This window comes from Amycolatopsis sp. NPDC051758 (genome assembly GCF_044453095.1).
Lineage (GTDB): Bacteria > Actinomycetota > Actinomycetes > Mycobacteriales > Pseudonocardiaceae > Amycolatopsis.
In genome coordinates this window covers 730,549-750,730 of the sequence record NZ_JBITCJ010000002.1, presented here as the reverse complement: position 1 = coordinate 750,730, position 20,182 = coordinate 730,549, and the positions used below count along the sequence as shown (strand labels likewise).

The window sequence follows — 20,182 nt, the reverse complement described above, 5'->3', positions numbered from 1 at the left end:
AGTGGATGGGCATCGGGGCCGGCACGTGGCTGCTCACCATCGGCGTCATCCTGGGGCTGCTCGCGATCGACCTGGTGCTCGCCGCGGTCCGGCCGCACCGCGTCGGGTTCGCCGAGGCGGTCGCATGGTCGGTGGGGTACATCCTCGTCGCGGTGGCGTTCGGCGTCTGGCTGACCTTGGCGCACGGCGGTGAATTCGGCGCCGAGTACTTCGCCGGCTACATCGTCGAGAAGAGCCTGTCGGTCGACAACCTGTTCGTGTTCGTGATCATCATGACGACGTTCGCCGTCCCGGAAGAGCACCAGCACAAGGTGCTCACGTTCGGGATCGTGCTGGCGCTGGTCATGCGGGCGATCTTCATCGCGCTCGGCGCAACGCTGCTGTCGTTGTTCTCGTTCATGTTCCTGCTGTTCGGCCTGCTGCTGATCTACACCGGCGTGCAGCTGTTCCGGCACCGCGACTCGGATCCCGACATCGAGCACAACCTGATCGTCCGCACCGCGCGGCGGGTGCTGCCGGTCTCCGACGGGTACGACGGCGGCCGGCTGACCACCAAGGTGGCGGGCCGCCGGGCGGTCACCCCGCTGGTGGTCGTCCTGGTCGCGATCGGCGGGGTGGACCTGCTGTTCGCGCTGGACTCGATCCCGGCCGTGTTCGGCGTGACCGAAGAGCCCTACATCGTCTTCGCCGCGAACGCGTTCGCGCTGCTCGGCCTGCGGGCGCTGTACTTCCTCGTGAAGGGCCTGCTCGACCGGCTCGTCTACCTGTCCGCCGGGCTCGCGGTGATCCTTGCGTTCATCGGCGTGAAGCTGATCCTGCACTGGGCGCACGTCGACATCGACGAGCGCGTCCCGGAGATCGCGACGCCGGTGAGCCTCGCGGTGATCATCGGCGTCCTCGCCGTCGTGACGGTCGCCAGCCTGATCAAGACCCGGAACGACCCGGACGCGAAGGCGCACCCGGGTTCGTTGCGGGCGTCGGACTCAGACCGCGAAGACCTGTGAGTCGTCCGCGAAAGCCTTGAACTCCAAGGCGTTCCCGGCGGGGTCGAGCAGGAACATGGTCCACTGCTCGCCCGGCTGGCCCGCGAAACGCAGGTAGGGCTCGATGACGAACTCCGTGTCCGCGGCGCGCAGCCGTCCGGCGAGGGCCTGGAACTCGTCGACGGTGAGCAGCAGGCCGAAGTGCGGCACCGGCACGTCGTGGCCGTCGACCGGGTTGTGGACCCGCTCCGGCCGGCCCGGCGCCAGGTGCGTCACGAACTGGTGGCCGTGCAGGTTCCAGTCGACCCACCGCTCGGCGCTGCGGCCCTGCTCGAGGCCGAGGACCTCGCCGTAGAAGTGGCGGGCGGCGGCCAGGTCGTCCACCGGCACGGCCAGGTGGAAGCGGGGGATGGTCATCGCGTGTCCTTTCGGCCGGGGTGCTTGTCTCAATGTTAACATTACGACATGAGCAGAACCGCCCAGGTCGCACCCGCACGACGGCGGGGGCTCGCCGACGAGGTCGCCGACCGCATCCGGGACGCCGTCTTCGACGGGGGTTACCCGCCCGGCAGCCAGCTGCGCGAGGTGGAGCTGGCCGAAGCGCTGGGGGTCAGCCGCGGGCCGGTGCGCGAAGCGCTGCTCAAGCTGGAGCGCGAAGGCCTCGTCCGCAGCGAATGGCACCGCGGCGCCACGGTCACCGCGCTGTCCGATGTGGACGTCGCCGAGCTGGACACGCTGCGGGCGGCGCTCGAACAGCTCGCCGTCGCGCTGGTGGTCGACCGCGCGCCGGAAGACGACCTCGCCACGATCGACAACGCCGTGCGGCGCATGGAGCGGGCGGCCGACGAGCACGAGATGGTCCGCTGCGACCTCGCCTTCCACGACGCGGTTTACGCCGCGGCCGGGCACCGGCGCCTGCGTGAGGCCTGGGAAGGGATCCGGTCGCAGGTGCACCTGTTCCTGCTGACCCGGATCGGCGTCGACACCGACGGTTACCTGGCGGGAATTCCCGCCGAACACGCGCGGCTCGCCGCGGCGCTGCGGGCCCGCGATCGTGAAGCGGCGCTCGAGCTGTTCGCCGAGCACCGCCGGCACGCGTACGACATCCTCGCCGGCCGTTAACCGGATGCGACCGCCCGGCACGCGCCACTAGGGTGGGCCGATGGGGTCGATCAGGCAGGTCCAAATCACCTTCGACTGCGCGGAACCCGAGCGGGTCGCCCGGTTCTGGTGCGAGGTGCTCGGTTACGTCGTGCCGCCGCCACCGGAGGGCTTCGCCACTTGGGACGACTTCGACCGCTCGCTGCCGCCCGAGCGGCAGGGCGCGGCCTTTGCCTGCAGTGATCCTTCGGGAGCGGGGCCGCGGCTGTTCTTCCAGCGGGTGCCCGAAGGCAAGGTGGTCAAGAACCGGGTGCACCTCGACGTGCGGGTCGGCACCGGGCTCGTGGGCGCCGAGCGCCTCGCCGCGCTCGAAGCCGAGCGCGACCGCCTGATCGCGCTCGGCGCAGTGCAGTACCAGGTCCTGCTCGCCGACGGTTTCAACGAGTCGTGCATCGTGATGCAGGACATCGAAGGCAACGAATTCTGCCTCGACTGAGCTAGCGGGTCAGGATTCCCTCGACGGTCCGGCGCACCTTCCCGGCGGCGTCACGATCACCCAGGCGCATCGCCGTGTTGGCGGCGCTGAACACCGCATCGAGCTGGAACGCCGCGAGGTCCGGGTCCAGTGCGGCGATCTCGCCGGCGTCGACGGCGTATCGGAGCCGGCCGGCCAGGTGGTCGAGCCAGGCGTTGTGCTGGGCGAGGAGCACGTCGCGGACCGGGCCCGGCCGGCTGTCGAAGTCCGGCAGGGTGGCGGACCAGAAGCAGCCGCCGGTGAACAACGGCGTCTCGGCGTAGGCGAGCCAGCGCTCGGTGAGCGCACGCAGCCGCGCGGCCCCGTCGGGAGCGTCCTGCGCCGGGAGGAGCACTGCGGTGGTGAACTCCGCGAGCGCCGCGTCGGCCGCGGCCAGCTGCAGGTTCTCCTTGGTCTTGAACAGGGTCTGGATCCCGCTCTTGCTCAGCTCGAGCTCGGTCGCGAGCCGGCCGAGGCTCAGCCCGGTCAGCCCCTCCAGCGACGCGATGTCGACGGCGCGCCGTGCGATCCGCTGCCGGGCGCGGGCGCCACGCACCCGGCGCTGGTCCTCGGTTTCCTCCACCGGGGTCATCCTGGCACACCCTTGCCAAAAGCGTACGACCGATCGTATGTTTTGGTGACGGAGGAGGCGACATGGACGTGAACCGGATGATCGAGCTGGTCGAAGCCCTGGCCGAGGCGAAGAGCCGGCAAGACGTGCCGGCCGCGGTGCGGCTGTTCCACCCCGAGATGGTGCTGGAGGCCCCAGCGTTCGGCGTGGCCGCGCGCGGCCTGGCCGAAAACGAACAGGCGCTCAACGGGTTCTTCGTGTCGTTCCCGGACTACGCGGTGACCCTGGACGGCCACGCGCACTCCGCGGGCACACTCGTGTGCTGGGGCACGGCCCGGATAACTCCGGCCGAAGGCTGGCTCGGCCTCGCCCCGCACCGCCGGCCGGTGCAGCTGCCGGTGGTCCTCCGGTTCACGTTCGCCGGGGACCGCATCGCGAGCGAATGGTTCTTCTTCGACCTCGCGAGCCTGGCCGCACGATCCGGCCTGTCAGCCGACGCGGTCCTCGACCGGCTGGGACGCACCGAAAGCCGGGCCGCATGACGGACCCGCGGATCAAGGACGTCGGTGAAGCCCGCACCGCGCACCTCTTCGACATCGTCGTGGACCTCGCCGAGCCGCTGCCGATCGGGCCCCGCGTCCTCTTCGGCGCGGTCGGAGGCACCTTCGACGGCCCGCGACTGCGTGGTGACGTCCTCCCGGGCGGCGGGGACTGGGCGCAGTTCCGCCCGGACGGGACGATGGTCCTCGACGTCCGGCTGACCCTGCGCACCCACGACGGCGCGCTGGTCCACCTGAGCTACGGCGGCCGCTGGGTGATCCCGCCCGACCTGCGCGAAGGCGTCGCCGACCGGGCACGGCGGCACGAGATCGACCCCGCCCGGTACTACTTCCGCACCACCCCGCTCTTCGAGACCGGCTCGCCGGACCACGCCTGGCTCAACAACGTCGTGGGCGTCGGCTCGGGTTACCTCGTCGAAGGCGGGATCGCCTACCGCGTCTCGGAAGTCCTCTGAGGACTCAGAGCACGAGGTCGTCCAGGCGCTGGATCTCCTTCGCCTCGTTCGTGGATTCCAAGCTGGCCAGCGGATCGGCGTCGGGCAGGTCCCCGAACGACAGCCCGGTCAGGCCGGCGATCCGGCGGACCGGCACCTGGTAGGTGCGGTAGGCGCCGTAGCTGAACTCGGTGGCGGCCTCCAGGCCCTTGATCAGCTCCTCCTGGCTCAGCAGGTAGGCCGTCGCCGAGAGGGTGCCGTCGGCCTTGACCATCGCGACGACCTTCCAGAACTGGCGCGGCAGCCGGACCCCGCGGTAGGGGTCGTCGTCCTCGGCCAGCACCGGCCCGGTCACCACGCTGACCTTGAGGTCGGCGTTGTCCGCGTTCTTCAGCACGTAGTCCTCGAGCCCGGCCCACGTCGTCTTGTTCTGGTTGAAGTCCTTGTGCTGCGGCGAACAGTTGGTGAAGTGGAACGTGTCGTCGTTGCCGAGCTGGGCGATCGCCTCGGTCGTGCCCCAGGCCGGGTCGAGGCGGCGGACCAGGTGCCCGCGGTCGAGCGGGTTGTCGCGGTAGATCGACTCGCCGATCTGCTCGCCGACGGCCACCCGCGGGTCGAGCGACCAGTGGTCCGCCTCGCGGTGCAGCGACCGGCTGGTGTGCCCGTCGATGTTGACCGCGGTGAAGAACGCCAGCCCCCGCTCCTTGTTCATGACGACGCTGAAGTGGTGGTACGGCAGGACGTACCGCGGCTCGGTCGTCGCCTGCCGGTTCGTCGCCGCGAGCGGCACGAGGGCCTCGGACAGGACGGGCAGCGGAACCGTGTGCCCGGGCAGGAAGTCCGGGTCGTAACCCTCGCGGTTCGAGTAGTCCGGGTCGATCCGGCCGGTTTCCGGGCTTGCCGGGCCGGCGGCGGCCGGTTCGGCGCGCAGCCGGATGTCGACCGGCATCGTGAGGGTGAGCACCTGCGGGCCCGCGTCGACGACCGGCCGGGCCGGCTTCGCCCGCTCGGGGCGGGTGGACAGCCGGTCGAGCAGAGCCTGTTGCGCGGGCGGCAACTGCTGCCCGTGCAGGAAGGTCAGCAGCCGGCTGACCCGGATCCCTTCGTTGAGGAAGTTGCCGAACTCGGCGTGGCCGTCCGCGCGGACGCTGGCGTGGTGCAGCGCGACGATCTCCCACTGGTCGTTGAACACCGGCGAGCCCGACGAGCCGGGTTCGGTGTCGGTTTCGTAGTGGAGGAACTGCTCGAGCACGTCGACGATCCGGTTTTCCCGCAGGGCCACCTGCTTCTTGCCGCCCTGCGGGTGCTGGATGATCGTGACGAAGTCGCCGACGATCGCCTTGCCTTCGGTGCCGATCAGCCGGTTGAACCCGAAGGGGCTCAGCTCGTCGGCGGTCGCTTTCACCGCCACGAGCGCGAAGTCGAGGCCTTCGTCGGCGACGAAGAAGCGGTCCGGGTCGAGGCCGAACGCGCGCACCGGCCGCGGCAGGCCGTCCACACCGTCCTGGTAGTCGAACTCGACGAGGCTGAACCCCGCGGTCCCGGCGTCCGGCAGCACGTGGTGGTTGGTGAGCAGCAGTTCCGGCGACACCAGCGAGCCGGTGCCGTACCCGGCGAGCCGGCCACGCTCGTCCCGGATGTTCACCCGGCCGACGGCGGCCGAAGCCGTCACGCCGCCTTCGAGGTAACCCACGCCGAGCAGGTCGTTGGTGAGGATGATCCGTTCGAGGATCGCACCCGCGGCGGTCATCGCGTCCGGGTCGCCGGCGGCGATCGCCGCGGGGCTGACCGGCCGCACGTCGGGGTAGTAGCGGCCGAGCCGGTCGATCCGGGTGGCCACGCGGCTCGGCTCGTCGGCGAGGGCGATCCCGCCCTTTTCCCGCAGCAGCGCGATCTTCGCCTGCCGCTGCCCGGTCCGGCGCGCGGCGCGGCCGGCCACGGCTTCCTGGTGTTCGGACGGGCGTTCGGTTTTCACGTCCACGATGCCTCCCCGGGCGGCTTTTCCGACGATGCGGAAACACCGCGTTAGTCGGTTTTGCCCGGAGCGCGTTACACGATTTCCGGCGTGTCGGAAGGAGTTTCTTTTCAGGACACCCGGCGTTGTCATCACGATTTGCCGGGAAACGGGGAAAATAACCGTCCGGGCGACGCGGTGGTCCGGCCGCGACGGCGGGATGCGAGCATGCGGGTATGTCTTCCATGCGTGCCTTCGTGCTCACCGGGCCGCGGCGGGGCGCGGTGCTCGAGGTGCCGTCGCCCGAACCCGCGCCGGGTGAGGTCGTCGTCGACGTCGAACGGGCCGGGGTCTGCGGCACCGATGTCGAGTTCTTCACCGGCGAGATGGCTTATCTGCACCAAGGGCACGCCGCCTACCCGATGCGCCTGGGCCACGAATGGGCGGGCACGGTCTCCGCGGTCGGGGCCGGGGTGGACCCCGCCTGGCTCGGCAGCCGGGTCATGGGCGACACCATGCTCGGTGACCGGACGTGCCGCCGTTGCCGGCGCGGTCACCAGCACACCTGCGAAGACCGGCAGGAGGTCGGGATCCGGGGCGGCCGGGCCGGGGCGCTGGCCGAGCGGCTCGCCGTCCCCGCGTGGTCGCTGCACACCCTGCCTGACGAAGTCGACGCGGTGCTCGGCGCGCTGGTCGAGCCGGGCGGCAACGCGTTGCGCGCCGCGCGGGCCGCGGGTGCCGGGGAGGGGGACCGGGTGCTGGTCCTCGGGCCGGGCACGATCGGGCTGCTGACCGCGATGTTCCTGCGCGCGGCCGGCGCCGAGGTGCACCTGCTGGGCCAGGACGCGCTCACGTTCGCCCGTAGTCTCGGCTTTGCGCACACCTGGACCCGCGACACCTTGCCGGATCTGCCCTTCGACGCGGTGGTCGACGCCTCGGGCGCGGCCGAGCTGCCCGCGCTCGCGGTCGAGGTGGTGGAGCCGGCCGGCCGGGTCGTCTACATCGGACTGTCCGCGCGCCCGAGCGAGCTCGACACCCGCGCCCTGGTGATGAAGGACGTCACGGCGGTCGGCGTGCTGTCCGCGTCCCCCGCGCTGGCCGACACGATCACCGCCTACGCCACCGGGTCGGTTGATCCCCGGCCGCTCGTCGGGGCGACGCTCGGGCTGGACGGGGTCGCCGCGGTGCTCGGCGGTGAGCGGTTCGCCGCGCCGAAGGTGCACGTCGACCCGCGTCGTTAGCGGGGTGAGGCGAGCGTCGTGGGCCGGCTGCGCCCGCGCAGCGTGACGTCTTCGGTCGCGACCCACCGGGCCGTTTCTTCCGCGGCGGCCGCGGAAACGACCGTCCACGAGGCGAGGAGCCGGCCGGGCTTGTGCTTCGCCAGCTCCGTCAGCCGGGCGGCTTCGTTGACCGGGTCGCCGATCACCGTGTACTCGAACCGGCGCGGGTCGCCGACGTTCCCGGCGACGGCGTCCCCGGTCGCGACACCGATGCCGGCCGGGCCGTCCGGCACCTCGGCGGCCAGCCGGCGGGAGATCGCGCGGGCGGCGGCCAGCGCGCAGGTCGCGTGGTCGGCGAGCGGGGCCGGTGCCCCGAAGACCGCGAGAACGGCGTCGCCGACGAACTTGTTGACCAGCCCGTGGTGCCGGTCGACCTCGTCGACCACCACCGCGAAGAATCGGTTGAGCAGGCCGACAACCTCTTCGGGCGGGCGGCTCGCGGCCAGCGCCGTCGACCCGACCAGGTCGACGAACAGCACCGACACCGTGCGCACGGTGCCCCCGAGCTCCGCCGACGTGCGCATGGCCTCGACCGCGACCTCGTGCCCGACGTGCCGGCCGAACAGGTCGCGCAGCTGTTCCCGCTCCCGCAGCCCGGCCGCCATCCCGTTGAACCCGGCCTGCAGCAGGCCGAGCTCGGTCCCGTCGTAGACCGGGATCTCGACGTCGAAGTCGCCGGCGCGGACGCGGCCCAGCGCGTCCTGGACCGAGGAGATCGGGTTGACCACGGCGCGGGCGGTGAACACGGTGACCAGCAGGCCGAAGCAGAGCACGACCAGGCCGAGGGTGATGACCGAAACGGCGAGCTTCGTCGTGGAGACGTCGCCGCGCACCCAGGCCAGCACGGCGGTGACGACCAGCCCGGCGACCGGCACCCCGGTGCCGAGGCACCAGAACAGCAGCATCCGCAGGTTGACCCCGCCGGTCACCGGCCGCGGCGGGGACGTGTCCGCGAGGGCCAGCGCCGCGTACGGCCGCAGCGCGAACTCACCGAACAGGTAGGCGATCGCGCAGACGACCACGGCGGCGAAGGCGACCACGAGGAACTCCGTCAGCACGACGGCGGGCTGGACGAGCGCGGCCAGCCCGCCGAACAGCAGCGTCGCGACACCCCACAGCACGGCCTGCACGACGGTCAGCCGCAACGGGACGCGCAGGCTCGCGGTGCGTTCGGCGTCGGTCGGGCGGCGGCCGTCGGCGGCCCAGCGCAGGGTCCGGAGGGCGCCGCGGGTGCCCCAGAGCGTGCCGACGACCACCGCGGCGACCACGTAGACCGGTACCGCGATCGCGGTGACCCGCACCAGGTCGCCGGACATGCCCGGCGCCGGCATGAGCAGCGCCGCGAGCCCGACCACGACCAGCGCGCCGATGACGTTGGTCGCGATCAGGGCGGCGGTGAGCAGGCGCTGGACGCGCCGGCGCAACGTGGTGACGTGCTGGCCGAGGGGCCCGAGCAGCCCGGAGCCGAACGGTCCGGGCCGGGTGGGGGAGCTGCTGGGTGGGTGCACGGTTCCTGCCGATCGACGCGATTGAGTGAACGAATGTACACCGAGACTTCCCGACCTGACGCGCGACTCGCCCTTGTTCACGCGGAAGAGCGGGGTGCTCGGCGCGCGGGTGTGCACCCGAACAGGTATGTGTTACGGTTGGTAACAGTGAACTGCGGTAACACCTGACGAGGAGGTCGGCCATGACGAGCATCAGCGAACGCGAACCGGGCGTGTCGGACCGGGAGACCATGGCGCGGCGCCTGCTCGACTCGGCGGAGCAGCTCTCGTACGACCCGGTCAAGGAGGTCGACTGGGAAACGCCGCTGGACACCGATCACCACGGCGCGAGTCCGGAGTGGAGCACGCTCTACGGCACCTCCTACTGGGCGGACCTGACGCCCGGGCAGCAGCGCGCGCTGACCCGCCAGGAGGCGGCGTCGGTGGCCAGCACCGGGATCTGGTTCGAAATGATCCTGCAGCAGATGATCCTGCGCGACTTCTACGCCAAGGACCCCACCGACCCGGCCTTCCAGTGGGCGCTCACCGAGATCGCCGACGAATGCCGGCACTCGATCATGTTCGCCCGCGGCGCGGCGAAACTGGGCGCGCCCGCCTACCGGCCCCGCCGGTTCGTCGTCGAGCTCGGCCGGGTCTTCAAGGCCACTGCGACCGGGGAAGCCGCCTACGCGGCGATCCTCGTCGCCGAAGAGGTCCTCGACGTCATGCAGCGCGACTGGATGCGTGACGAGCGGGTCGCCCCGTTCGTGCGCACCATCAACAACATCCACGTCGTCGAAGAGTCGCGGCACATGAAGTTCGCCCGCGAGGAGACCCGCGAGCGGCTCGAAGGCGCGGGGTGGCTGCGGCGGCAGGTCAACGGCCTGGTCGTCGCGATCGCGTCGTACTTCATCGTCTCCAGCATGGTGAACCACCGGGTCTACGAGAACGCGGGCCTCGACGGCAAGCGCGCGCGGCGCGAGGCGAAGGCCAACCAGCACCACAAGTCCATGCTGCGTTCGAGCTGCGCCGGCCTGATGGAGTTCCTGCACTCCGCCGGCCTGCTGACCAAGCCGGCGCTGTGGTTCTACAAGCGCGCCAACCTCATCTGAGCCCATGGCCTTCGCGATCACCCAGACCTGTTGCGCCGACGCGTCCTGCGTGTCGGTCTGCCCGGTCAACTGCATCCACCCGACGCCGGACGAGCCGGACTTCGGCCGGACCGAACTGCTCTACGTCGACCCGGACACCTGCATCGACTGCGGCGCCTGCGCGGACGCCTGCCCGGTCGACGCGATCTTCCCGGCCGGTGACCTGACCGGGCCGCTGCAGGTCTACGCGGAGATCAACGCGGAGTACTACGCGGGGCGGGACGTCCTGGCCGAGGCCACCGTCGCCCCGAACTTCCACCGCTGGACGCCGCCGGCGTTCACCCGGATCCTCCCGAGCGACTTCGCGGCGCTGGACGTCGCGGTCGTCGGCACCGGCCCGGCGGGCATGTACGCCGTGGAAGACCTGTTGCTGCACACCGATGCCCGGGTCACCCTGGTCGACCGCCTGCCGGTGGCCGGCGGCCTGATCCGCTACGGCGTCGCGCCCGACCACCCCTCGACGAAGAAGATCGGCGAGACGTTCGCCCGGTTCCACGACCACCCGCGGCTGCGGCTGCGGCTCGGGACCGAGGTCGGCCGCGACGTGACCGCGGCCGAGCTGGCCGCGCGGCACGACGCGGTGGTCTACGCCGTCGGCGCCACCGGGGCCCGCCGCCTCGGCATCCCGGGTGAGGACCTGCCCGGCAGCCTCCCGGCCGCGGTTGTGGTCGGCTGGTACAACGGCCACCCGGACGTCGCCCCCGGCGCAGTGGACCTCTCGGCCGAGCGGGTCGTCGTGGTGGGCACCGGCAACGTCGCGCTCGACGTCGCCCGCATCCTCACCGCCGACCCGGACACGTTGGCCGGCACCGAAATCGCACCGGCCGCGCTGACCCGGCTGCGCTCGGGCAAGGTCCGCGAGGTCGTGCTGCTGGCCCGGCGCGGCCCGGAGACCGCGGCGTACACGAGGCCGGAACTGCTGGCGCTGGCCGCACGGCCGGACGTCGACCTGGTGGTGGACAACCACGACCCGCGCATCGGGCAGGCGATCGACGCGGCCGAGCCGGGGGACAAGGCGACGCTGCTGCAAGGCTTGCCACGGGAAACCGTGGACTGGTCTTCGCCGCCGCCGCACGGCCGTCGCCGGATCGTCCTGCGCTTCCACTCCGCACCGGTGGAGTTCACCGGCGACACGGAGGTCCGCGGCGTCCGCGCTTCGGGAGCGGCGGGCGACGTCGAGATCACCGCGAGCCGGGTCGTCCGCGCGGCGGGCTTCCGCGGCGCCCCGGTGCCGGGCCTGCCGTTCGACACCGGCACCGGGACGGTCCCGAACACGGCGGGCCGCGTCGAAGGGCTGGCGGGCACGTACGTGGCGGGCTGGATCAAGCGCGGTCCGTCGGGCGGCATCGGCGCGAACAAGGCGTGCGCCCGCGAGACGGTCGGAGTGCTGCTCGAGGACGCCGTCGCCGGGCGGCTGCCGGTACGGCGCAGGCGGGCCGGGCTGGCGTCGAAGCTGCTCGGCCGCGCCTGACACACGGTTTCCGGGACACCCCGGGGGAAGCGGGCTGCGTCAACGGGCGAGCTCCGGCAGGCACCAGTGCTCGCCGGTCGTCCAGCCGAGGAAACGCCGTCCCGGGCCGTCCTCGACCGTGCCGCCGGCGGTGAACCGGCCGCCGCTCACGACGTGGGCGAGACCGGCCACCGCCGGGCCGAAGCGGTGGTCAAGACCCGCACGCGTCACCGACTCGGCCAGCCGCGCCGCTGCCGCGCGCTGGGCCGGCTCGTCGCAGAAACTCAGGAAGAAGATCGCCTGCCGCCACGCGTAGGCGGCGTTCTTCACCGCCTGCAGGGCCGCGTGGCGGTGGTCGGTCCGCATCGCCAGGCGGCGCACCACCCACGTGAACACCTCGCCGGCCAGCTCCGGCGCCGGCTCCCGGACCCGCGCCCGCAGATCCAGCGTCTCGACCAGGACGGCGAGGTTCTGCGTAGTGAGGATCTGGCTCTGCTCCAGCACCGTGCCGTTGGCGGCCACCGAACCGAACCCACCGCCGGACCGGGCTTCGGCCGCGCGGGCCACGCACACGCCGGCGAAGTTGTCGGCCGTCCGCTTGCCGAACGCCCGGAACCGGCGTGGCTGCGGCGCCGCCGTCCAGCCGGCCGGCAGGTCGTAGTAACGCGCGTACAGCGTGCCCGCTATCGTGCGGCTCGCGACTTCCGCCGCCGTGCGCCACTTCGCCGTGAACGTCCCCATGAAGATGTCGGCGGCAACCTCCTCCACCAGCGGCATCGGCACCCCGGCCTGCTTCGCCAGCGCGCCCAGCTCACGCACCAGCGTGTTCGGCAGGATCGCCTGCGGGAACGCCCCGAGCGCCAGCAGCACCGTCTGCGACAGCGTGTGCCGCGCCGCACGGGCACTGTCCGGACGGCGCACCCGCAGGGGTTCGAGCGCCCGGACCCACGGCAGCTCCTCGATGCGGACCTGGCTCTCGAGGTCCAGCAGCAGGAGGCCGCGGCGACGCCGGAAAGCCGCGTACGTCTGCGCGTACAGCGCCGCGAGCCGGTCGTCCTCGAGGTTCGCGGCCAGCAGCTGCGCGGTGATCTGCGGCAGGACTGTCGCCAGCACGTCGCCCGAGGTGATCACGTCCCGCGCGACCAGTTCCTCGATCGGCGCCTCCAGCGCCCGGGCGACCTTCGCGACCAGGTGCGCCGGTGCGTCCCCGACGACGACCTGATCGAGCTCCGGGAGCCCGCCCTCGGCCGGGTAGCGGTCCAGCCGCTCGGCCAGCGCGGCCGCGAGTGCGGCGTGCGTCGGCCGCGCGGCGACCGCCGCCTGGATCGCGCGCAACGCCGCCCGCGGCTCCGATCCCGGCTCGCCGTGCTTGGTGACGGTGTTCGCCAGGGCACGGCGGATCCAGCCGACGTCCCGGCCGGTCAACCCGGTGCTGTTGTGCTCGCACGCCAGCAGCGCCCGGTGCAGCCGGGCGAAGTTGCCCTTCGGGTGGGTGTGGGCCGTCGACGCGGTGTGCCGCGCGCTCGCCGTCGCGTAGTCGGCCAGCCACTGGGCCCGGCGCTGCGCCCAGTCCGCCGGCCACTCGCGGCACGGCCAGGCACCGGCGACGTCGCCGGCTTCGGTCAGCCGCGGCAGTTCTCCGTCGACCGTGTCGCACCACAGCGCGACCAGCCGGTCGAACAGCGGGTGCCAGACCTGCAGCGTCTCCCGCATCGCCGCGATCGACGGCTTGGTGGTCGCCGCGCGCAGGGACGTCCGGACCGCACCGACCGTGCTCAGCCGCACGAGCGCGCCCGCCGGCCGTGGCGCGGCGCCCGGCAGGGGCGCCAGGCGCAGGCGGTGCATCAGCGGGCGGAGCTCGGCGACCAGGTCGAGCGCGGCTTCGGCGTGGCCGTGGTCCAGCAGCCAGGCGACGACCGGCAGCGCGGCGTCCTCCGGGACCTCGACCCGGTAGGCCTCGGTGGCGAGCGCGGCGCGCAGCGTGGCCAGGCCCGCGTCGGTGAGGTACCAGAGGTTGAGCCGCTCGCGGTCGGTGGTGCCCGGCCCGTCGGCGGGCAAGGCGGCTTCGTCGGCGTGCAGGGGGACCTCGGCGAGGTACCGGCCGGTGGCGAACCCGCCGTGCGCGACCTCGAGCGTCACCCACGCCGGGGTGTCCGCGACCGGCGTCCGCGAGCCGATCCGCAACGTGCCGTCGGCCATCCCGGCCAAGACGTCCTGCCACCGGCCGGCCTTCGCCCGCGCACGGTGGCGCGCGGCGCTGTCCTTTGCGGACGCCGCGCCGCGCAGTGCTCGCTCGAGCTGCCCGTAGGCGTAGCCCGGCGACGCCGTGTGTTCCATGTGGACTCCCCCTGCTGTACAGACTTGGAGGCAGGGTTCGAACCTGCGCCCTCCCGGAGACAGCCGGGTGTTCTGCCTGCTGAACTACTCCAAGGCGCGGGGGTGGACATGGAGGCAGGAGTCGAACCTGCGCCCTCCCGGTTATGAGCCGGGTGATCTGCCGCTGATCTACTCCATGCCGTTCCCCGCGGCGAAAGCGTATTCCGCCGCGGGGGAGCGTCGCCACCGACTTTCAGGCGCCGCCCAGCCGGTGCAGGACCGCGGCCGCCAGCGCGGTGCGTTCCAGCATGCCCTCGACGCTGATGTGCTCGTGGCGTGCGTGGGCGCCGTCCCCGACGGCGCCGAAGCCGTCCAGGACCGGGTGGCCCAGCGCCGCCACGAAGTTGCCGTCGCTCGCGCCGCCCACCGAGCATTCCCGCAGCGTGACTTGCAGTTTTGCGGCTTCTTCGCGGGCCAGCTCGTACAGCCCGGCGATGCTCTCCGAGCGCTCCATCACCGGCCGGTTCCAGCCGCCCTCCACCTTGACCGTCGCCCGCGGGTCGGTTGCCGAAAGCGCGGCCAGGCCCGCGTCGATGCGGGCGGCCTCCGCCGCGCTCGACACGCGGACGTCGATCTCGCCCGACGCCGCGCCCGCGATCACGTTCTGGCGGGTGCCGCCCGAGATCACGCCGACGTTCACCGTCGTGCCCGCGTCCGGAGCGGACAGCGCGTGCAGCGCCAGCACCGCCCGGGCCAGCTCGTCGATCGCGCTCGCGCCCTTCGCCGGGTCCAGGCCGGCGTGCGCCTCGACACCCGTCGTGTGCACCTTGAACAGGCCGACACCCTTGCGTGCGGTCTTCACCGCGCCGTCCGCGCTCGCCTCGAACACCAGCGTCGCGCGAGTGCCCTCGGCGGCCTCCTCGATCACCGGGCGCGACGCCGGGCTGCCGATCTCCTCGTCGCCGTTGAGGACCAGCCGCACGGCCGGGCGGGGCAGCCCCGCGGCGTCGAGCGCTCGCAGCGCCCACACCGCGTGCACCAGCCCCGACTTCATGTCGAAGATCCCCGGCCCGGTCGCGCGGTCACCGTCCACGGTGAACGGCCAGTCCGCGAGTGTCCCGAGTGGCCACACCGTGTCGTAGTGGCACAGCAGCAGCAGCACCGGTTCGCCGGTGCCGGCGAAGTTGTAGACCTTGATGTCGCCGTACTGTCCGCCGTCGACGTCCCGGACGTTTTCGGGCGCACCCAGCCGTTCGCGCAGCCAGCTGTCCACCCAGGACAGTCCACGGTCCAAAGCGGACTTGTCGTCGCTGGGTGTCTCGATGCCGACGTAAGTGGCCAGGTCTTCCAGGAGGTCTTTGCGGTGTGCCCGGACCCACTCGTGCAGTTCGCCGATCACAGTGCTCGCTCCAGTTCGGTCAGGTGGGTTTCGGACATTTCCGCGGCGCCGGTCTCGACGTCGCGAAGGCGCGCCAGCATCGCCCGCAGCAGGGGGACGCCGGCCGCTGCGAGCACCGGCGCGTAGTGGTGGTGGACCTCGACCGGGCGGTGCCGCACGGCGATGTCGCGCCAGATGCCACTGCGGTCCTTGGGCTGGGTCCGCAGCCAGGCGACCAGGCGGTCGGTCGCCGCCTCCCGCCCGGGCGCGCCCGGCAGGTAGGCCGCCGGGTCGAACTGGTCGAACGCCTCCAGGGTCCGGTTGCCGGCCGCGGCGAACACCTCGGCGGTGAGCGCGTGCATCAGCGGGCGGTGCCGGTCGATCAGGTCGGCCATCGGCGCGTCGGCCAGCGCGGTGGTGGTGAGCATCGCGCCGAACCCGAGCTTCGCCCACAGGTAACCCTCGACGTTGGCGGTCGCCTTCGCCGGGCCCCACGCCTGCAGGTCCGCGACCACCTGCTCGACCCGGTCGGTGATCCGGCCGTCCGGCTCGCCGACGACCAGCGCGCCGAGGCCGCCGTCGCGCACGACACCGGGCTCGACGACGTCGGCGAACAGGTTCACGAACGCGCCGACCGTCCGGTCCGGACCGATGTGGGACGCGATCAGGCCTTCGTTGAGCCCGTTCTGCAGTGAGACGACAAAACCGTCGTCCGCCAGGCGCGGGGCCAGCCACGGCAGCACCGTCTCGGTGGCCTGGGCCTTGACGGCCAGCAGGACCCGCCCGAACACCGGTGGCGCCTCGTCCGGCACGAAGGCGGGCAGCTCCACGGTCTCGTCGCCGTCGGGGCGGCGCAGGGTGAGGCCGCGGTCCGCGATCGCGGCCACGTGGCCTGCGTCGGCGTCCACGATGGACACCGGGTGCCCGGCCCGCGCGAGGTGGAAGGCGAGCGTCCCGCCGATCGCGCCACCGCCGACCACCGTGTACGAGCGCCGGTCAGACATGCGCTTCCTTTCCTTGTTGGACAGGTGTTACTGCCCCGGCCCAGTGCAGCGGCAGGCCGGCCGCGCCCGCGGTGGACCCGCCGTCGACGCGCAGGACGGCGCCGGTGATCCAGCCGGCCTCGGGACCGGCGAGCCAGAACACGGCGTCGGCGATCTCCCGCGGCTCGCCGCGGCGGCCGAGCGGGTTCACCGACACCGCCGACGCGTACGCCTCGGTGACGGGGTTCGCTTCACTGTCCACCGTGACGAAACCCGGGCTGACGGCGTTCACGCGGATGCCGTGCGCGCCCAGTTCGACCGCGCAGGCCTTGGTGACCATCTCCAGCGCGGCCTTCGACGTCGCGTAGTGCGCGGCGCCGGGGCGCGCCCGGGTCGCCGCGCCGGAGGAGATGTTGACCACCGCGCCGGGCCGGCCCGCCCGGCCGAACGCGACGGTGGTGAGCAGCGCCGCCCGCACGTTCACGTCCTGCACGCGGTCCCAGATCGCGGCGGTCATCTCCAGCAGGGGAGTGGCGGGGTAGATCCCGGCGGCGTTGACCAGGACGTCGACCTCCCCGGCCCGCTCGACGAGCCCTTCGGCGTAGGCCGCGTCCGCGAGGTCACCCGGCAGCTCCACCACGTCGACACCGTGGTCCGAGCGCAGTTTCGACGCCACTGTGGACAGTTCCGCCGGGCGGACGTCGGAGAGGACGAGCCGGTCGCCGGCGGCGGCGAACCGGTCCGCGACGGCGGCGCCGATGCCGCCGCCGGCTCCGGTCACGAGCACGGTGCGCACTACAGCTCCTTACCCTTCGTCTCCGGCATCGTCGAGTACACCGCGACGCCGATGAGCGCGGCGGCCGCGACGTAGATCCACACGAGGTGACCGAGGTGGTTGGTGGTGAGCCAGGTCGTGACGTACGGCGCGGTGCCGCCGAAGATCGCCACCGCGAGGGCGTACGGCAGGCCGATGCCGGTGGTGCGCACCTCGGCCGGGAACTGCTCGGCCATGATCACCGCGCAGTTCGCCGAGTACCCGACGATGAGGACGAGCCCGATCAGCTCGATGACGAACACGCTCCAGAACCCGTTGGCCAGGAAGTGGAACGCGGGCCAGGCGAACACGACGAACCCGGCGGCGAACGCCGTCATCGTCGCCTTGCGCCCGATCCGGTCGGACAGCAGGCCGCCGAAGGGCAGCAGCGTGATGAACACGACCATGGCGAGCGTGTTCGCCAGCAGCGCCGTCTTGAGCGGGATGCCGGTCGCGAGGTGCGCGTACGCCGGCATGTAGGAGACCCACACGTAGTAGATCAGCGTGCCGGCGATGGTCACCCCGGCCACGCGCAGCGCCGCACCCGGGTGGTCGCGCAGCATCGCGACCAGCGGGTTGCGCCGCGGCTTCGTGGCGAGCTTCGTGAACGCCTCCGTCTCGTGCACCGACACCCGCAGCCACAGCCCGACCAGGCCGAGCAGCCCGGCGATGCCGAACGCGAGCCGCCAGCCCCAGCCGTGCAGGTCCGGTTCGGACAGTGTCGAGTTGAGGATGGTCCCCATGAGCGCGGCGAGCAGCGAGCCCAGGCCGACCGAGACCTGCTGCCACGACCCGGCGAACGCGCGGCGCCCGGGCGCGGCCGATTCGATGAGGAACGCCGACGACGAGCCGAACTCGCCGCCCGCGGAGAAACCCTGTACGAGCCGGGCCAGCAGCAGGATGATCGGGGCGAGCACGCCGATCTGGGTGTAGGTCGGGCACACCGCGATCACGATCGACGCCCCGGCCATCAGCGAAATGGTGAGGGTGAGGCCCTTCTTGCGGCCCTTCCGGTCGGCGTAGGCGCCGAGGACCGCGCCGCCGATCGGGCGCATCACGAACCCGACGGCGAACACGGCCAAAGTGGACAGCAGCGCCGTGGTTTCGTTTCCCCCGGCGAAGAACTGACCGGCGAAGACGGGTGCGAACGTGGCGTAGACGGCCCAGTCGACCCATTCGACGGTGTTGCCGACGGCGCCGGCGACGATCGCTTTGCGCTGCTGCGGTGTCAGGCGATGTGAAACTCCGACGGTGTCCACAGTGGTCATGGCTGCTCCTGCAAGACGTGGTCCACGATCTGCGCGTGCGTGGCGAACCAGACGTCGTCGTGGCTGGTGATGTGGTCGAGGAGTTCGGAAAGGACGGTGATGCGGGACCGGTGCCCGATGATGTGGGGGTGCATGGTGAGCTGGAAGATGCCGCCCTCGGCGTGGGCCGCGTCGAACTCGTCGCGCCAGATCGAGAGCACGCCGCGCGGCGGGGTGTAGGGCCGCAGCGAGGCGAACCGGTCCATCATGAAGTAGGGCGCGTCGTCGCGGATCCATTCCACCGGCAGCTCGACGACGCCGGTGGGCTCGCCGTGCTCCAGCAGCTCGTAACAGTCGTCGTCGGCCATCAATGACGAGTCGTACTTGAGGCCGAGTTCGCGCGTGATGGCGAGGGTGTGCGCGGAGAAGTCCCACGACGGCGTCCGGATGCCGACCGGCCGGGTGCCCGCCAGGCGTTCGAGGACGTCGGCCGCGCGGAAGGCGAGGTCGCGCTCTTCGGTTTCGCTGAGCGCGGTGTTGCGCTCGTGGATCCAGCCGTGCAACGCGACTTCGTGCCCGGCGTCCACATAGGACTTGACCTCGCCGTCGTGCAGCAGCGCCGACACGGCGGGTACGAAGAACGAGGCGGGTGCGCGGTGGCGGTCGAGGAGCTTCAGCAGCCGCGGCACGCCGACGCGGGCGCCGTACTCACCCTGGGCCATCTTGCCCGGCAGCACGTCGCCGTCGCGCAGGGCGGGTGTCTCGTGGTCGGAGTCGAAGGACAGCGCCACGGCGACCTTCGCGCCGCCGGGCCACGACGCCGGCCGCAGCGGGCGCCCGGCGCGGACGTGCTCGACGTGCCCGCGCCACGTCTTCTCGTCCCACTGCCACGGTTGTTCGGTCATGCGTCCTCCAAGCTGGCGGCGGGCGTCGGGGCCCACGCGCGCTTGAGCGTCGAAACCTGCAGGGTCACGTCGGCCTCCCGGAGCCCGGGCAGCGCGCCGACGACGTCGGTGGTGTGGCGGTACAGCTCGCCGTAGTGGCGCAGCACGATCTGGCCGACGAGGTTGAACCGGCCGGTGGTGGCGCTCAGGTACTTCGTGCCGGGGTGGGCGGCGAGCTGCTGCCCGGCGCGGTCGAGCTCGCCGGGGACGACCGAGAGCCAGAGCATGAACTCCAGCGCGTAGCCGAACATCGCGGGCTCGGCGAGCGTCCGGAAGCGCAGACAGCCGCGGCGCACCAGGGAGTCGACGCGGCGAGCCACTGTGGACTCGCTGGTGCCGACTTGCCGGGACACCTCCTTGAACGGCAGCCGGCCGTCCTCGCCCAGCGCCGCGCAGATCGCGAGGTCCACCTCGTCGAGCTGCTCCGGCGGGCGCTCCCAGTGCTGCTCCTCGAACGGCCGCACGTCGCCGCCGCGCAGGTCGTGCGCGGCGTCGGCGGTGAGTTCGCCGGAGTCCCAGTCGTGGTTGGAGGTGAAGGTCCGCATGACGGCGAAGGTCTCGGCGTCACGAATGGCCTCGGCGGCCGGGAAGCCGTTCTCCTGCAGGCCCGCGATGTCCGCGTAGGAGGGCAGGACGAACTCGGCGGCGCAGTCGGCACTGCCGGCCAGCACGGTGGTGTACCGCACGTCGGGCCGCGCGGCGAGCGCTTCGGCGACTTCGGCCGCGGTGCCCGGACGGCACTTCAGCCGCGTGAGTACCGGCACCCCGAGGCCGCACCGGAGCACGTCGACCACGCCGATCACCCGCAGCTGACCGCTCTCGGTGAGCTGCGCGGCCCGGCGGAGCACAGTGGACTCGCTCGCCCCGACGTGCCGCGCGACGGCTCCCCACGACGCCCGCCCGTTGAGCTGCAGGGCGGCGACGATGCGCCGGTCGAGTTCGCTCGTTCTGACTTCGTTCTGCACGAGACGCATCCTGAATGCAGGAAAACGTCAAGTCAAGGGCAACGATGCAA

At 72.2% G+C, this 20,182-nt stretch carries 19 protein-coding genes and 2 tRNA genes; 8 read left to right on the top strand and 13 right to left on the bottom strand.

Translation table 11 applies throughout. The features are described from left to right. Positions 1–5: 5 nt before the first annotated feature. Positions 6–1,004, top strand: a complete 999-nt coding sequence (locus ACIA5G_RS12495; protein WP_395922797.1) for a TerC family protein — start codon at positions 6–8, stop codon at positions 1,002–1,004. Here the strand turns inward: ACIA5G_RS12495 and ACIA5G_RS12490 are convergent. Further along, on the bottom strand, positions 984–1,400 hold the full coding sequence (locus ACIA5G_RS12490; protein WP_395922796.1) for a VOC family protein: 417 nt from the start codon (positions 1,398–1,400) through the stop codon (positions 984–986). The genes ACIA5G_RS12495 and ACIA5G_RS12490 overlap by 21 nt on opposite strands. Positions 1,401–1,448: 48 nt before the next feature. Here ACIA5G_RS12490 and ACIA5G_RS12485 point away from each other — a divergent pair, with 48 nt between their 5' ends. Together ACIA5G_RS12485 and ACIA5G_RS12480 are read left to right on the top strand one after the other, a co-directional pair. Then, complete coding sequence (locus tag ACIA5G_RS12485) at positions 1,449–2,105, top strand: GntR family transcriptional regulator (protein ID WP_395922795.1); 657 nt, start codon at positions 1,449–1,451, stop codon at positions 2,103–2,105. A 40-nt stretch (positions 2,106–2,145) separates the two neighbouring features. Next, positions 2,146–2,580: a VOC family protein gene (locus ACIA5G_RS12480; protein ID WP_395922794.1), complete on the top strand. Its 435-nt coding sequence runs from the start codon at positions 2,146–2,148 to the stop codon at positions 2,578–2,580. Between the two features lies 1 nt (position 2,581). Here the strand turns inward: ACIA5G_RS12480 and ACIA5G_RS12475 are convergent, their stop codons facing one another. Continuing rightward, positions 2,582–3,190 (bottom strand): TetR/AcrR family transcriptional regulator, encoded by a 609-nt coding sequence (locus ACIA5G_RS12475; RefSeq protein WP_395922793.1) that lies wholly within the window; start codon positions 3,188–3,190, stop codon positions 2,582–2,584. Between the two features lie 62 nt (positions 3,191–3,252). Between ACIA5G_RS12475 and ACIA5G_RS12470 the strand changes: the two genes are divergently transcribed. Beyond that, complete coding sequence (locus ACIA5G_RS12470; RefSeq protein WP_395922791.1) at positions 3,253–3,711, top strand: ester cyclase; 459 nt, start codon at positions 3,253–3,255, stop codon at positions 3,709–3,711. Then, positions 3,708–4,184 carry a DUF3237 domain-containing protein gene (locus ACIA5G_RS12465; RefSeq protein WP_395922790.1) on the top strand — a complete coding sequence of 159 codons (477 nt, stop codon included), beginning with the start codon at positions 3,708–3,710 and terminating at the stop codon, positions 4,182–4,184. The genes ACIA5G_RS12470 and ACIA5G_RS12465 overlap by 4 nt, the downstream gene beginning before the upstream one ends. A 4-nt stretch (positions 4,185–4,188) precedes the next feature. On the opposite strand, the gene ACIA5G_RS12460 is transcribed toward ACIA5G_RS12465, so the two are convergent. Continuing rightward, positions 4,189–6,144 (bottom strand): DNA/RNA non-specific endonuclease, encoded by a 1,956-nt coding sequence (locus tag ACIA5G_RS12460; protein WP_395922788.1) that lies wholly within the window; start codon positions 6,142–6,144, stop codon positions 4,189–4,191. A gap of 218 nt (positions 6,145–6,362) precedes the next feature. Between ACIA5G_RS12460 and ACIA5G_RS12455 the strand changes: the two genes are divergently transcribed. Further along, entirely contained in the window at positions 6,363–7,358 is a 996-nt protein-coding gene (locus ACIA5G_RS12455; RefSeq protein WP_395923511.1) for a zinc-binding dehydrogenase, read from the top strand. Here the strand turns inward: ACIA5G_RS12455 and ACIA5G_RS12450 are convergent. Then, positions 7,355–8,905, bottom strand: coding sequence for an adenylate/guanylate cyclase domain-containing protein (locus ACIA5G_RS12450; protein ID WP_395922787.1), 1,551 nt, complete (start codon positions 8,903–8,905; stop codon positions 7,355–7,357). The two genes, ACIA5G_RS12455 and ACIA5G_RS12450, sit on opposite strands and share 4 nt — an antisense overlap. Before the next feature lie 182 nt (positions 8,906–9,087). Between ACIA5G_RS12450 and ACIA5G_RS12445 the strand changes: the two genes are divergently transcribed. Both ACIA5G_RS12445 and ACIA5G_RS12440 read left to right on the top strand, forming a co-directional pair. Continuing rightward, on the top strand, positions 9,088–9,996 hold the full coding sequence (locus ACIA5G_RS12445; RefSeq protein ID WP_395922785.1) for a diiron oxygenase: 909 nt from the start codon (positions 9,088–9,090) through the stop codon (positions 9,994–9,996). A gap of 4 nt (positions 9,997–10,000) precedes the next feature. Continuing rightward, complete coding sequence (locus ACIA5G_RS12440) at positions 10,001–11,506, top strand: FAD-dependent oxidoreductase (protein ID WP_395922783.1); 1,506 nt, start codon at positions 10,001–10,003, stop codon at positions 11,504–11,506. A gap of 39 nt (positions 11,507–11,545) precedes the next feature. On the opposite strand, the gene ACIA5G_RS12435 is transcribed toward ACIA5G_RS12440, so the two are convergent. The 9 genes from ACIA5G_RS12435 to ACIA5G_RS12395 form a co-directional block, all read right to left on the bottom strand. Further along, on the bottom strand, positions 11,546–13,822 hold the full coding sequence (locus tag ACIA5G_RS12435) for a hypothetical protein (RefSeq protein ID WP_395922781.1): 2,277 nt from the start codon (positions 13,820–13,822) through the stop codon (positions 11,546–11,548). 22 nt (positions 13,823–13,844) lie between these two features. Next, positions 13,845–13,916, bottom strand: a tRNA-OTHER gene (locus ACIA5G_RS12430). A 9-nt stretch (positions 13,917–13,925) separates the two neighbouring features. Further along, positions 13,926–14,000: transfer RNA gene (locus ACIA5G_RS12425), tRNA-Met, on the bottom strand. Between the two features lie 54 nt (positions 14,001–14,054). Then, positions 14,055–15,200, bottom strand: coding sequence for a M20 family metallopeptidase (locus ACIA5G_RS12420; RefSeq protein ID WP_395922780.1), 1,146 nt, complete (start codon positions 15,198–15,200; stop codon positions 14,055–14,057). Beyond that, complete coding sequence (locus ACIA5G_RS12415; protein WP_395922778.1) at positions 15,197–16,183, bottom strand: ketopantoate reductase family protein; 987 nt, start codon at positions 16,181–16,183, stop codon at positions 15,197–15,199. The genes ACIA5G_RS12420 and ACIA5G_RS12415 overlap by 4 nt, the downstream gene beginning before the upstream one ends. Beyond that, positions 16,176–16,958 (bottom strand): SDR family NAD(P)-dependent oxidoreductase, encoded by a 783-nt coding sequence (locus ACIA5G_RS12410; protein WP_395922777.1) that lies wholly within the window; start codon positions 16,956–16,958, stop codon positions 16,176–16,178. The genes ACIA5G_RS12415 and ACIA5G_RS12410 overlap by 8 nt, the downstream gene beginning before the upstream one ends. Beyond that, a complete protein-coding gene (locus ACIA5G_RS12405; RefSeq protein ID WP_395922776.1) occupies positions 16,958–18,244 on the bottom strand; it encodes an MFS transporter in 1,287 nt (428 codons plus the stop codon). The genes ACIA5G_RS12410 and ACIA5G_RS12405 overlap by 1 nt, the downstream gene beginning before the upstream one ends. Beyond that, entirely contained in the window at positions 18,241–19,128 is an 888-nt protein-coding gene (locus ACIA5G_RS12400; RefSeq protein ID WP_395922774.1) for a polysaccharide deacetylase, read from the bottom strand. Before ACIA5G_RS12400 ends, ACIA5G_RS12405 begins: the two co-directional genes overlap by 4 nt. After that, positions 19,125–20,141 carry an Lrp/AsnC family transcriptional regulator gene (locus ACIA5G_RS12395; protein ID WP_395922772.1) on the bottom strand — a complete coding sequence of 339 codons (1,017 nt, stop codon included), beginning with the start codon at positions 20,139–20,141 and terminating at the stop codon, positions 19,125–19,127. The genes ACIA5G_RS12400 and ACIA5G_RS12395 overlap by 4 nt, the downstream gene beginning before the upstream one ends. Positions 20,142–20,182: the final 41 nt, after the last annotated feature.